The sequence below is a fragment of the Flexivirga meconopsidis genome (assembly GCF_026162425.1).
Taxonomy (GTDB): Bacteria; Actinomycetota; Actinomycetes; order Actinomycetales; family Dermatophilaceae; genus Flexivirga; species Flexivirga meconopsidis.
In genome coordinates this window covers 384,568-397,109 of record NZ_JAOBQJ010000005.1, presented here as the reverse complement: position 1 = coordinate 397,109, position 12,542 = coordinate 384,568, and the positions used below count along the sequence as shown (strand labels likewise).

11 protein-coding genes are annotated in these 12,542 nt (G+C 69.1%); 10 read left to right on the top strand and 1 reads right to left on the bottom strand.

Annotated features, from left to right (window positions below):
- The first annotated feature begins 28 nt into the window (after window positions 1–28).
- Window positions 29–1,444: a M81 family metallopeptidase gene (locus N2M23_RS21050; protein WP_265447509.1), complete on the top strand. Its 1,416-nt coding sequence runs from the start codon at window positions 29–31 to the stop codon at window positions 1,442–1,444.
- 62 nt (window positions 1,445–1,506) lie between these two features.
- Window positions 1,507–2,523, top strand: coding sequence for a metallophosphoesterase (locus N2M23_RS18340; protein ID WP_265447507.1), 1,017 nt, complete (start codon window positions 1,507–1,509; stop codon window positions 2,521–2,523).
- A 10-nt stretch (window positions 2,524–2,533) separates the two neighbouring features.
- Here the strand turns inward: N2M23_RS18340 and N2M23_RS18335 are convergent, their stop codons facing one another.
- The gene (locus N2M23_RS18335; protein WP_265447505.1) at window positions 2,534–3,217 is read right to left on the bottom strand and encodes a copper homeostasis protein CutC; all 684 of its coding nucleotides are present in this window, start codon (window positions 3,215–3,217) and stop codon (window positions 2,534–2,536) included.
- A gap of 57 nt (window positions 3,218–3,274) precedes the next feature.
- Between N2M23_RS18335 and N2M23_RS18330 the strand changes: the two genes are divergently transcribed.
- The 8 genes from N2M23_RS18330 to N2M23_RS18295 all read left to right on the top strand — a co-directional run bounded on the left by N2M23_RS18330 (window position 3,275) and on the right by N2M23_RS18295 (window position 12,508).
- Entirely contained in the window at window positions 3,275–4,732 is a 1,458-nt protein-coding gene (locus N2M23_RS18330; RefSeq protein ID WP_265447503.1) for an NAD-dependent succinate-semialdehyde dehydrogenase, read from the top strand.
- Between the two features lie 102 nt (window positions 4,733–4,834).
- Window positions 4,835–5,128, top strand: coding sequence for a hypothetical protein (locus N2M23_RS18325; protein ID WP_265447501.1), 294 nt, complete (start codon window positions 4,835–4,837; stop codon window positions 5,126–5,128).
- On the top strand, window positions 5,125–6,645 hold the full coding sequence (locus tag N2M23_RS18320; protein ID WP_265447500.1) for a WXG100 family type VII secretion target: 1,521 nt from the start codon (window positions 5,125–5,127) through the stop codon (window positions 6,643–6,645). The genes N2M23_RS18325 and N2M23_RS18320 overlap by 4 nt, the downstream gene beginning before the upstream one ends.
- Window positions 6,642–7,346: a hypothetical protein gene (locus tag N2M23_RS18315; protein WP_265447498.1), complete on the top strand. Its 705-nt coding sequence runs from the start codon at window positions 6,642–6,644 to the stop codon at window positions 7,344–7,346. Before N2M23_RS18320 ends, N2M23_RS18315 begins: the two co-directional genes overlap by 4 nt.
- Entirely contained in the window at window positions 7,343–8,563 is a 1,221-nt protein-coding gene (gene dxr, locus N2M23_RS18310) for a 1-deoxy-D-xylulose-5-phosphate reductoisomerase (protein WP_265447496.1), read from the top strand. Before N2M23_RS18315 ends, dxr begins: the two co-directional genes overlap by 4 nt.
- Before the next feature lie 58 nt (window positions 8,564–8,621).
- Window positions 8,622–9,953, top strand: a complete 1,332-nt coding sequence (locus N2M23_RS18305; protein WP_265447494.1) for a M50 family metallopeptidase — start codon at window positions 8,622–8,624, stop codon at window positions 9,951–9,953.
- Between the two features lie 49 nt (window positions 9,954–10,002).
- Window positions 10,003–10,737, top strand: a complete 735-nt coding sequence (locus tag N2M23_RS18300; RefSeq protein WP_265447493.1) for a class I SAM-dependent DNA methyltransferase — start codon at window positions 10,003–10,005, stop codon at window positions 10,735–10,737.
- Window positions 10,738–10,984: 247 nt separating this feature from the next.
- Window positions 10,985–12,508: a hypothetical protein gene (locus N2M23_RS18295; protein ID WP_265447491.1), complete on the top strand. Its 1,524-nt coding sequence runs from the start codon at window positions 10,985–10,987 to the stop codon at window positions 12,506–12,508.
- Window positions 12,509–12,542: the final 34 nt, after the last annotated feature.

Sequence of the window (12,542 nt, the reverse complement as noted above, 5' to 3'; positions counted from 1 at the left end):
TAGGGTCTGCCGGGTGCAGCGTCGCGTCGTGATCGTAGGGATCGGCACGGAATGCTCGTCGTTCGCGCCACACCGAACGACGTTGACGGACTTCGGGATTCGCTCCGGTGACCGGTTGCTGGAGCGTTATCCCTTCCTTCCCGTCGATGATCAGGTCGACTTCGTGCCGGGGTTCGTCGCGCGTGCTCTGCCCGGTGGACCCGTGGAGCGGTCAGCGTATGACGAGCTGCTCGCGCGGCTGTTGGCCGTCGTGCGCGCGGGGTCGCCGTGGGATGGGGTGCTGCTCGACATACACGGTGCGATGTTGGTGGACGGCCTGGACGATCCGGAGGGCCAGCTTGCGGCGGCCGTGCGCGAGGCAGCCGGTCGCGCCGACGTGCTGATTGCCGCCGCCATGGATCTGCACGGGCAGGTGTCACGCGAGTTCGCCGCGACGGTAGACCTGCCCACGTGCTACCGCACCGCGCCGCACGTCGACGAGGAAGCGACGCGGGAGCGGGCGGCCCGTCTGCTCGTGCGCGGGCTGCGATCGGCGTCGCGCCCGGCGCGGGCGTGGTGCCGGATCCCGGTCGCGTTGCCGGGGGAGAAGACCTCCACCCGGGTGGAACCGGCCGCCGGTCTCTACCGCTCGGTGAGCAGCACACCGGACGGTGTCTGGGAGACCGCGCTGTGGATGGGTTACCCGTGGGCCGATCAGGCGCGGGCCTCCGCCGCAGTCGTTTCGATGGGTGACGACGAGTCCGCAGTCCGCACCGAGGCAGCTCGCGTCGCGCGCGAAATGGTCGATGCACGAGACGATTTCGCCTTCTGCGGCCCATCAGGGTCTCTGCGATGGGCACTCGATGAAGCATTCGGCTCGCACGTCGCGCCGTTCTTCGTCAGCGACACCGGGGACAACCCGACTGCCGGAGGCTCCGGTGACGTCGTGACCACGCTTCGCACCCTGCTAGCCGACGCCCGAGTGATCGGCGACCGGGACAGCGCGGTCTGGTCGGCATTGGTCGACCCGGCCGCGGGGCGGCTGGCGGCCACGTCCGGGGTGGGCGCGACCTTTGCGGCCGAGGTCGGTGGCTGCTTCGGCTGGCCGGACCGGCTTCGGCTTACCGGCACGGTCGGCCGGCTCGTCGAAGGACCGACCGGTCTGCTGGCAGTCGTCCGGGTCAGCGGTCTGTCGGTAGTGCTCACGGAGCGGCGTACGCCGTTCCACACGCTCGCCGATTATGAGCGGGTTGGCATCGACATACGACGAACCCGATTGGTGATCAACAAGATCGGTTACCTCGAACCCGAGCTGGACGACGCCGCCGCGGGTTGGGTGATGGCACTGACCGAGGGTCCGGTCGATCAACGCATCGAGCACCTGCGGCTGGAGAAGCTGACCCGGCCGACGCACCCGTTCGACGAGCTGCCGGCCGACTGGACCCCGGCAATCGAGACCTGGTGAGTTCACCTGACGGTGTGGCTGTGTTCACCCCGTCAAGGCGTGCAGGCAGCAAGATCAGGCGCATGCTCTCTCGACTCGCAGCCCCCCTTGCTGCCACCGCGCTGATCGCTGCCGTCGCAGCCCCTGCCTCCGCAGCGCCGGGCCAGGACAAGCCCGGCAACTACAGCTTCGCCGTCATCGGCGACGTGCCCTACGGCGCCGACCAGATCGCCGCCTTCCCGGGCTGGATCGATCAGATCAACGCCGCGAACCCGGCATTCACCGTGCACGTCGGTGACATCAAGAACGGCTCGACGCGCTGCGACAACCCCTACTACGGGATGATCAAGGACGACTTCAACCGCTTCCGGAACCCGCTGATCTACACGCCGGGTGACAACGAGTGGACCGACTGCCACCGCGCCAACAACGGCGGCTACAACCCGCTCGAGCGACTGAGCTACGACCGGTCGGTGTTTTTCGCGCAACCGGGCACGTCGCTCGGCCAGCGGCCGACGAAGCTGGACGCCGACACCGCGAACGGCTTCCCGGAGAACGTCACGCTGCGCCGACAGGGCGTCGACCTGGCCGTCGTGCACGTGGTCGGCAGCAACAACGACCTGCAGCCCTGGACCGGCATCGGCAACACCACTGCGACGCCCGAGCAGGTCGCCGAGCAGCAGGCCAGGATGACCAGTTCAATCAACACGGTGAAGTCGGCGTTCGCGTCGGCCAAGCAGAAGAACGACCGGGCGGTCGCGGTCTTCCTGCAGGCCGACATGTTCGACCCGACATACACGCCGACCTGGGACGACATCTCGGCGTTCAAGCCGTTGGTGCAGACGCTCGTCGACCAGTCGCAGGCGTTCGACGGCAAGGTCTACCTGATCAACGGTGACAGCCACATCTTCAACTCCGACAAGCCGCTGGCCGCCGGGTCGCCGTGGCTGACGACGTATGGCGTCAGCGGATCCGCCGACAACCTCGAGCGGCGCACCGTCGATGGTTCGAGCAACAACAAGGACTGGCTGAAGGTGACCGTGGGCCGGCCGGGTGCTGCCGAGCCGCTGTCGTTCGAGCGGGTGCCGTACACGTCCTGACGGGGGAGGGCTACTCGACCGGCGAGGAGAGGCGGCGCAGTGCGCGGACGCGGGCGGCATCGACAGGGGAGTGCCAGGTGCCGTCGGCGCGCACCGTGCGACCGACGTGGATGCCGCGGGCGCCCATCGCGAGCAGGGCCGGCAGGTTGTCGTCGGTGATGCCGCCGCCGACGAGCACGCCCGGAGCGAGGGTGTCGTCGGACAGAAGTGCCTGCAGCCGGGGGAGTCCGGTGTCCACGCCCGAGGCGGCACCGGCGGTCAGCACCTGGTCGCAGCCGGGTAGTGCCAGCGCGGCGCGCACCGCATCGGCCAGGTCCGGTGCCCCGTCGACGGCTCGGTGAAACGTCCAGGAGCGCCCGGCGAACGCGTCGATGACCGGCCGCAGCCGGGGGTCCGGCAGGCCAGCGCCGTCGACGGCGCCACAGACGAATTCGGTTGCCTGCGTGAGGTTCTCGACGTCGGTAGCCAAACGTGCCACCGCTGCACCGTCGAGGCGGTGCGCCTCCTGGCGGCGGATCATCACCCGCACCGGCAGGTCGGTCGCCGACAGCACGTCATGCAGGATCGCGGCCGAGGGCGTCATACCGCCGAGGTCGGGGTGCGCGATCAACTCCAGCCGGTCGGCGCCACCGGCCGCGGCGGCTTCGGCATCGGCCCTGTCGGTGACGATCACTTCGAGCAGCGAGGCAGACATGTCTCATATCCCACACCCCGGCCCCGGCGGCCGCACACCGGGTGAGACGCTTGCCACATGGCGCAGAATCAGCAGGCAGTGGAGCAGGTGAAGAAGCAGCTGTTCATCGGTGGTGAATGGCGTGACGCCGAGGGCGGCAAGACGTTCGAGGTGGACAATCCGGCGACCGGAGCCGAGCTGACGCGCGTCGCCGACGGCTCGGTCGCCGACGGCGCGGCAGCGCTCACCGCCGCCGCCGACGCGCAGGCCGACTGGGCCGCCACCGCGCCGCGCGACCGCAGCGAATTGCTGCGCGCGGCATACGAATTGATTGTCGAACGCACCGACGTGCTCGCCGAGCTGATGACGCTCGAGATGGGCAAGCCGCTCGCCGAGTCGCGCGGTGAGGTCACCTACGGTTCGGAGTTCTTCCGCTGGTTTGCCGAGGAGGCGGTGCGCATCTCCGGGCGTTGGTCGGTCGCGCCCAACGGGCAGACCCGGCTGATGACGATGAAGCAGCCGGTCGGCCCGACCCTGATGATCACCCCGTGGAACTTCCCGCTGGCGATGGGCACCCGCAAGATCGGCCCGGCGATCGCCGCCGGCTGCACCATGGTCGTCAAGCCCGCCGCCGAAACGCCGCTCACGATGCTCTACCTGGCGCAGCTGCTGGAGGAGGTCGGGCTGCCCAAGGGTGTGCTCAACGTGGTCACCACGACCGACAGCGGCGGTGTCATGGAGCCGCTCATCCGCGATCCGCGCTCGCGCAAGCTGACCTTCACCGGCTCGACCCCGGTCGGACGCAAGCTGGTCGAGCAGTCGGCCGACCAATTGCTCCGGCTGTCAATGGAACTCGGCGGTAACGCGCCCTTCATCGTCTTCGGCGACGCCGACGTCGACGCGGCGGTCGAAGGCGCGATGCTGGCCAAGATGCGCAACATCGGCGAGGCCTGCACCGCGGCCAACCGCCTCTTCGTGCATGCCGATGTCGCCGACGAGTTCGCGAAGAAGTTCGCCGCCAAGATGGACGCCCTGAATGTCGGCGACGGGATGGGCGACGACGTCCAGGTCGGTCCGCTGATCAACCAGAAGGCGGTCGACAAGGTGACCTCGCTGGTGCAGGACGCAACCGACCGCGGCGCGACCGTCGTCACCGGCGGCGCCAAGGGCGACGGCCCCGGCTTCTTCTTCAACCCGACGGTCATCACCGGCGTGCCCGGTGACGCCGCGATGGCCAAGGAAGAGATCTTCGGACCGGTCGCCGGCATCCAGGTCTTCACCGACGAGGCCGATGTCGTACGCCGGGCCAACGACACCGAATTCGGTTTGGTGGCCTACTTCTTCACCCGCGATGTCGCGCGCGTCGTCCGGGTCAGCGAGGCGCTCGAATACGGCATGGTCGGCGTCAACCAGGGCATCGTGTCCAACCCGGCCGCGCCGTTCGGTGGCGTGAAGTCCAGCGGTTACGGCCGCGAGGGTGGCTTCGAGGGCATTGAGGAGTATCTCGAGACCAAGTACGTCGGCCTGGCCCTTTAAGAAGAACCGCGCACCGCCCGGCCGCCTGTGGACAACTTCTGCGGCGGCGCGACGAGGGCTCCTACTGTCGTGCGAAACGCATGAACAGCAAGGAGTCGGTCCATGAGCTACTTCGCGGTCGATCCGCAGGCGCTGGGTGCGATCGCGCCAGCGATGCGTGCGGCGTCCCTCGAGGGCGTCGACAGTGCGGCGAGCTCCGCCATACGTGCCATTGCGGGGGGTGCCGGCGGCGGTGAATGTGCTGTTGCCGCAACGGATCTGGCTGGCACGGTCGGCAAGGTGTTGGGTGTGCTCGGAGACCAGCTCCGGATCTTCGGGACGGCGACCGAGCTGTCCGCCTCGGCCTACGGACGGGTCGAGGGACTCGCGTCGGGCCTCTTCGGCGGCGCGCGATGAGCGCGCTCGACGGAGATCCCGGCCAGCTGTGGGCGGCCGCCGATCGCTGTCTGGTGATCGCGGACGAGTGCGATGCGGCGAGCGGCGCACTGCTCGGCGCCCTGTCGAGCGCGACGGCCGGCTGGAGCGGGGCAGCAGCAGTGCAATTCGCCGGAGTCGGTGCGGCGCACCGCCGGCTGCTGCAGACCGCGCGCGAGGCACTGCGCTCGCTCGCCGTGCACACGCGCGGCTTTGCCGACCTGCTCGATGAGGCGCAACGCGAGCTGCGCCGCACGCAGGCGCAGGCCCGCGAGGGGCGTGCCCGGTTGCGCGGGCTGCACGCGCGCGAGCGCCTCGCCATACAGGCCGGTGAGGAGGATGCCCGCGCCGCTATCGGGCGACTGATCGAGGACACCCGCGGCACCCTGACAGGTATCGACACCCGGATCGCCGAGCTCGAGCACCGGATGCTGCTCGCACGGCGCCGGTTCGCCGGCCAACTGGACGAGCTGCTTCCGCCGGGCATGCTGGCCGACATCGAGCGGCTCTGGTCGACCGGTGGGTTGGCGGTGATGCTCGGCGGCGCGGCCGGCCGGCTCTTCCAGGCCAGCAAATTGCTGATCGGCACCGCGCGGTACGGTCCGGGCGCCTTCGGCCGAGACCTCAAGGCACTGGAGGAACCGCTGGCCAAACTCTTGCGCGGCCCGGGTGGCACCGCTCGTGTCTTGGCGGACCGGGTCGGCGTCGCCCGACGACCACCGGGTGGGCTCACCACCGCGCTCAGTCCGGCTGAGGGCAAATCACCAGTGTTGCGAAGGCTGCTCGTCGAATACGAGGCGGCCACCCCGGGCATCACCGACCTGGTCAAGGGACGCGGCCACGACGGTCTGCGCGACGCCGCCGACCGCGCCATGGGGCTGATCGAGGTCGGCGGGGTGCTCATGTTGCGCGGCCCGGGCTGGGCCAAGGTTGCCGGCGCGGTCGCCGTGGGCAGTTGGGCGGCATGGCGCATCGGTGGCGCGATGTACGACCACAAGGTGACCATCGCCGACGTGGGCCGCAGGGCGAAGACCGATGGCTCCGCGGTGCTGGGATCCCAAGCCGGTCAGGAGCAGCTCGCCAAGGACATTCAGCGCTCGAAACCAGTGGTCCGCGGTGCAGCGGCTCTGGCGGACGACCTGCTCGCAGAGAGCCTCATCGTCGACCTGACGAAGATCAAACCCACACCGAGCATCCCGAATCCGCTCTACGGCCGGGTGCCGACACTGAGCGAGCACACCGACGAACTTGTTGACCGGGTCACCCCTGATGCGTTGGCCGGAGTGTTCGGCCGGCAGGCACCGCCGGTGATCACGCCGCCGCCGCTGCCCGAGGCCAACACGCCACGTCCGGAGCCGTCCCGCCGGATCACCCCGCCGATCCGCCGGGCCGGGCCACGCCTCGGCGCTTCGCTCAGCGGCCGGGATCTCCCGATCGATGGCCCGTCCCTGCTGCCGCGCCGGCAGGATGTCGTGCAATCGCCGGAGCAGCAATGGTGACCGCCGAGCGTGTGCTGCCCCTGGTGCGGCTCACCGACGAAGAACTGGTGCTGATGGGCGCGACCCACCCGGCGGTGGCGGCGCCATTCCTCGACGGCCTGGACCCGGCCGGTCGGCAGCTGGCGGCCCAGGTCGCCTACCGGTCGCTGTGTGCGCACGGTCTGGAGCCGACCGCGGACGGCGCCGCCCTGGTCGTGCCTGACGGGGTCGTGTCGATGATGCAGGTGCGCGCTGCGGCGGGAGAGGTGCTCTTCGTCAGCCGCACGACCTCGCACGGTCAAGTCGTGCGTTACCACCATTTCGGTGACCAGATCGTGGTGTTGGAGGACGTCGCCGCCGACGGTGTGCACGATTTTGCCCTGGTCGACCGTGCCAGACTGACCGACGCGCTGCGGACGTTCGTGTCCGCTGACGGCGCGATCGACGGCACGGGGGAGCCCGTCGTGATCGCGCCCGATGACCTCTCGGCGGGTCGGGTGGACGATGCGCGGTGGGGCGAGATCGTCGTGCACCTCGACGCGACTGTATGGCGCGCAGACCCGCGCGCCGGCACGGATCCGCCGGTGCTGCTCGGCTTCCTGCTCGGCACGGCCGGCAGCTGGTGCAGCCGCAACGTCATGGGAGACCCGGCACCGGTCGAGCTGCACCCGGTGCGGGTGAGCGAGGTCGTCGATGGGATCGAGGCTTTAATGAGGACGTGACCGACACCGCCGCGCAGCCCGACCCGACCGCAGAGCCCGCCCTACGCACCGTTGCGATCCTGGGGTCGACCGGATCCATCGGCACCCAGGCCATCGACATCGTGCGCCGCAACCCCGGCCGATTCCGGGCGGTTGCGCTCAGCGCGGGCGGCAGCCGCCTCGACCTGCTCGCCGAGCAGGCGGCGCAGCTGCGGGTGCCACTCGTCGGGGTGGCCACCGACGACGTCGCAACTGTTCGCGCAGCGATTGCGAATGCGGCTGCTGCGCAAGGGCTTTCGTCATACAGCCCGGAGGTGGTGGGCGGCGCCGACGCCGCCGAGCAGGTCGCCTCCTGCGGTGCGGACGTCGTGCTCAACGGCATCACCGGCTCCATCGGGCTGCGACCGACGCTCGCCGCGCTCGCCGCCGGCTCGACGCTCGCGCTGGCCAACAAGGAGTCGCTGATCGTCGGCGGCCCGATCGTGAAACGCGCCGCCGCGCCCGGTCAGATCGTGCCGGTCGACAGCGAGCACTCGGCGATCGCGCAGTCGTTGCGGGCCGGCTCCGAGCGCGAGGTGCGCAAGCTGGTGATTACCGCGAGCGGCGGGCCGTTCCGCGGGATGCCCGCGGACGAGATCAGGCAGGTCACCCCGGCACAGGCGCTCGCGCACCCCAACTTCGCGATGGGCAAGGTGATCACGACCAACTCGGCGACCTTGGTCAACAAGGGGCTGGAGGTGATCGAGGCGCACCTGCTCTTCGACGTGCCATTCGACCGCATCGAGGTGGTGGTGCACCCGCAGCAGTTCATCCACTCGATGGTCGAGTTCGTCGATGGCGCGGTCGTGGCGCAGATCGGGCTGCCGACGATGCTGGTGCCGATCGCGCTCGGACTCGGCTGGCCGGACCGGGTGCCGGACGCCGAGACGCCGATCGACTGGACGAAGGCGTCCGACTGGCGGTTCGAGCCGCTGGACGACGACGCGTTCCCCGCCGTACGCCTCGCGCGGCAGGTCGGCGAGGCAGGCTCCACCTACCCGGCGGTCTACAACGCCGCCAACGAGGAGTGCGTCGAGGCCTTCCACGCCGAGCGCATTGGTTTCCCCGACATCGTCGGCACCGTGCAACGAGTCGTCGACGAGCACGAGGCGCCCGGCAGCGAGCTGACCGTCGAGCAGGTGCTGGCCGCCGAGGACTGGGCGCGGGCCCGAGCACAGGAGATTCTGGGACAACGCTGAGCCGGCGCTGAGCCGTCGACGTCGGCACGACCCAGTCAGCCGTGCGACGATTGCAGGCGTGCTGTACCTCCTCGGTGTGATCTTCCTGCTGCTCGGTGTGGGCGTGTCCATCGCGCTGCACGAGATCGGCCACCTGCTGCCTGCCAAGAAGTTCGGCGTCAAGGTCACGCAATACATGGTCGGCTTCGGCCCGACCCTCTGGTCCCGTCGCAAGGGCGAGACCGAGTACGGCGTCAAGGCCATCCCGCTCGGCGGCTACATCCGGATGATCGGCATGTTCCCGCCGGCACCCGGTCACGAGGAGGACGGTATGGCGCGGGTCTCCTCGACCGGACGGTTCAGCCAGATGGCCGACCAGATGCGCGAGGCGGCCTACGAGCCGATCTCCGTCAAGGACCGCGACCGGGTCTTCTACAAGCTGCCGACCTGGAAAAAGGTCGTCATCATGTTCGGCGGCCCGTTCATGAACCTGGTCATCGCGCTGGTGCTGCTGATCGTGATCGCGAGCGGCATCGGCCTGCCGGTGCAGAAGTCGGCATCGATCGCCAAAGTCCAGCAGTGTCAGGCGCTTTCGGACGGCACCGTGCCGCAGACCTGCTCCGCCGCCGACCGCACCCCGGCCGCTGCCGCCGGCCTCAAGGAGGGCGACCGGGTGGTGTCCGCGGGCGGCGAGCAGGTCACCACGACCAGCGACCTCACCGACGTGATCCGGTCGCATGCCGGGCAGGCGGTGCCGATTGTGGTGCAGCGCGGCGACCAGCGGCTGACGCTCACCGTGACGCCGCAGCAGAAGGTGATGCCGAAGCTCGACAAGAACGGCACCGAGGTCGTCAACTGGAAGGGCCAGGTCGAGACCGAACAGGTCGGCGTGATGAGCGCCTCGATCGGTGGTACCTACCGCACCGAGCGCCAGTCGATCCCGGCCGCGCTCGGCACCTTCGGCGACGCGTTGCAGCGCACCGCCTCGGTGTTCGTGAAGATCCCGCAGAAGATGGTCGGGGTCGGCTACGCCGCGTTCGGCGACGGCACCCGGGACAAGAACGGCCCGCAATCGGTGGTGGGCGTCGGCCGCACCGCCGGGGACGTGGCCTCGGCGCCGGCCAGTTTCGGCGACAAGCTGACCTTCCTGCTGACGATCATCGCCTCACTCAACCTGGCGCTGTTCGTCTTCAACCTGGTGCCGCTGCTGCCGCTCGACGGCGGACACATCGCCGGCGCGCTGTGGGAGGCGGTCAAGCGCCGCATCGCCCGGGCCCGTGGGATCACCGGGCCGGTCTACGTCGATGTCGCCAAGGCGCTGCCGATCGCGTACGGCGTGTCGATCGTGCTGCTGGTGATGTTCGGGTTGCTGGCGTATGCCGACGTCGTCAACCCGATCAAGCTCGGCTGAGCCGAAAATCGTTGGCGCCCGGACGGCCGCGTCCGTCAGGCTCGCCGGTATGACGAGCAGCGACCTCTGGGATGCCGACACCGCAGCCCGCTACGACGCGGAGTCGCCCGAGATGTTCACCCCGGAGGTGCTCGACCCCACGGTCGCGTTTCTCGCCGACCTCGCTGGCGACGGCCGTGCGCTGGAGTTTGCGATCGGCACCGGCAGGGTGGCAATCCCGTTGGCGGACAAGGGGATCGACGTCGTCGGCATCGAGTTGTCCGAGCCGATGGTCGAGCACCTGCACGCCAAACGACCGGAGCTGCCGGTGACGGTCGGCGATATGGCCACGACGGTCGTGCCGGGGGAGTTCAGCCTCGTCTACCTGGTCTTCAACACGATCGGCAACCTGCGCACCCAGGACGAGCAGGTCGAGTGTTTCGGCAACGCGGCGCGCCATCTCGCGCCCGGTGGACGGTTCGTGATCGAGATGGGACTGCCCGCCATACGCCGGATGCCGCCGGGCCAGGTCGCGGCACCGTTCGACCTCAGCCCCGAGCACGTGGGTTTCGACACCTACGACCTGGCCACCCAGGCCGGGATCTCTCACCACTACACGCGGGAGGCGGACGGCAGCTTCCGCTACGGGATCCACAACTTCCGCTATGTCTGGCCGGCCGAGTGCGACCTGATGGCACGGCTGGCCGGGCTGGAGCTCGAGCGCCGGGTCGCCGACTGGGCCGGTGCGCCCTTCACCGGCGACAGCGAGAGCCACGTGTCGGTATGGCGCAAGCCGCTGCCCTGAGCTCACGCGAGTTGTCCACATCCCCTTCAGACGGCCTGATCAGGCGATTCCTGCCTGTGGACAACGGTTTGCGCCGGTTCCGCGCTGCGATGCTCGCGAGGTCAAGCAAAGTCGTGCTCAGGGAGGAACCACGATGCCGGCATCTCGGCGGACGTCAGTGCGGTTGGCAGCAGGAGTGGCGGTGGCAGTCTGCGGACTGACCGCATGCAGTGATGGAGGCAGCGATCACAAGCTGAGTGAGATCACCGTGAGCGGCGTGAAGGCCAAGGACCCGGGCAAGGTGCTGGACCAGGCGCGCAGCTCTTTCATCGCACAGAATCAAGCGGCGATCGACTCCAAGGCGACCTCGGTGGACAAGGACACCGACTGCTTCTACCGGCGGACGGTCAAGGACAGCAAGGACGTTGTGCCCAATGTCTTCTGCGGCCCGGTGCGCCGGGCCGGCAGCGACGAGGCACACTCGTGGGACAGCTACTCGGTGATGCCGCTCGGCACCGACGACCCGACGGCAGCCGGTCAGGTCGCGGTCGGTCAGTTGACGGCCTCCAACACGACCGTGGACACCGACCTGCTGGTGCGCCCCGACGGCAAGTCGCCTGCTTCGGTCAAGGCGCTGGCGCAGCCGCAGGCGCCGCAGTCGAGCGTGCGCGACTACGCACTGCTGCAAGAGTCCAGCTCGGTGCAAAGCGGGCTGTCGTTCACGCCACTGAAGACCCCCGCCTCGGTGCGCACGCCGTCGGCGACGATCACCGTGCAGGCCCAGGCGGACGCCACGACGGTGCCGGCCTGGTTCGAGCAGGCGGCAACCGGTGCCTCCGATTCCTCGGGCTCCTCCGACTCCTCGAGTGACGGTAGCTATGGGTCGGAGGACACGCAGACCCCGGCCCCGTCGCCGACCACCCCGGGCACGTCGGCCTACCGTCCGGCGGCCGGGCAACGGGTGCTGGCCTACAAGATCACGGTCGGGCCCGGCCTGAACTATCCCGATCCCAACTCGAGCAACACGTTCGGCGATGTGACCTTCAAGGACGCCAGCGCCAGCTTCAGCGTCGGAGTGGGCGGGCAGCAGATCGCCATACATCAGGCGGACTCCTCCGGTGACTCCTGGAGCACCGACGGCTCCTCGGCGAAAACGTTCAGCGTGGCCTGCACCGACGGTGCGCCGTGTGCCTCGCAGGACTCCGGCTCGAACGACACCACGGAGTACATCCTCATCATGTCGGTGGCGTCGGGCGGCGCGCCGACGATCACCGCCTCGGTCGACGGGCAGAACCTGTCGGTGCCGTTGGCGGGCGGCTCGGTGTCCGCGTCGGTCAGCACGGTGGGTCAGGACGGCAAATCCCAGGTGCAGCAGATCAATTCGACAGTGCCGTCGCAGGACCTCAAGGTCGACGATTACGTCGAGTACCAGGTCTCTGGGAGTATCGCCGCCGCCTTCTTGTCCCCCTATGACGCACACGAGGGTTGGGCGCCGAAGGGTCAGGCGTGGCTGGAGATCCCGGTGCCCGGCTCCACCGAGAGCGCAGAGGCCAACAGCGACCTCAAGCTCAACTGGTCCAAGAGCGGGACGGTGAGCGCCGACGGCAAGACCTATCAAGCGAGCAAGAATGCTGGCCGCACGGGCACGTTCGGTTTCCTCGTGCCGGAAACGTTCAGCACGGGCACCTTCACCTACGCGCCGCAGGGGACCGGTGAGGTCGGGTATCCCGCCAAGTCGGTGGACTTCGCGGCCAAACCGTTCACCGTCAAGCTCACCATCCCGAAGGGCTGACGAAACGTCGCGGGCGCGCGAGTCATACTGAAGG

Bases quoted from the DNA above. Each gene is read 5' to 3' on its own strand.
- N2M23_RS18340 (WP_265447507.1), top strand. From the start codon at position 1,507: ATGCTCTCTCGACTCGCAGCCCCCCTTGCTGCCACCGCGCTGATCGCT.
- N2M23_RS18335 (WP_265447505.1), bottom strand. From the start codon at position 3,217: ATGTCTGCCTCGCTGCTCGAAGTGATCGTCACCGACAGGGCCGATGCC.
- N2M23_RS18330 (WP_265447503.1), top strand. From the start codon at position 3,275: ATGGCGCAGAATCAGCAGGCAGTGGAGCAGGTGAAGAAGCAGCTGTTC.
- N2M23_RS18325 (WP_265447501.1), top strand. From the start codon at position 4,835: ATGAGCTACTTCGCGGTCGATCCGCAGGCGCTGGGTGCGATCGCGCCA.
- N2M23_RS18320 (WP_265447500.1), top strand. From the start codon at position 5,125: ATGAGCGCGCTCGACGGAGATCCCGGCCAGCTGTGGGCGGCCGCCGAT.
- N2M23_RS18300 (WP_265447493.1), top strand. From the start codon at position 10,003: ATGACGAGCAGCGACCTCTGGGATGCCGACACCGCAGCCCGCTACGAC.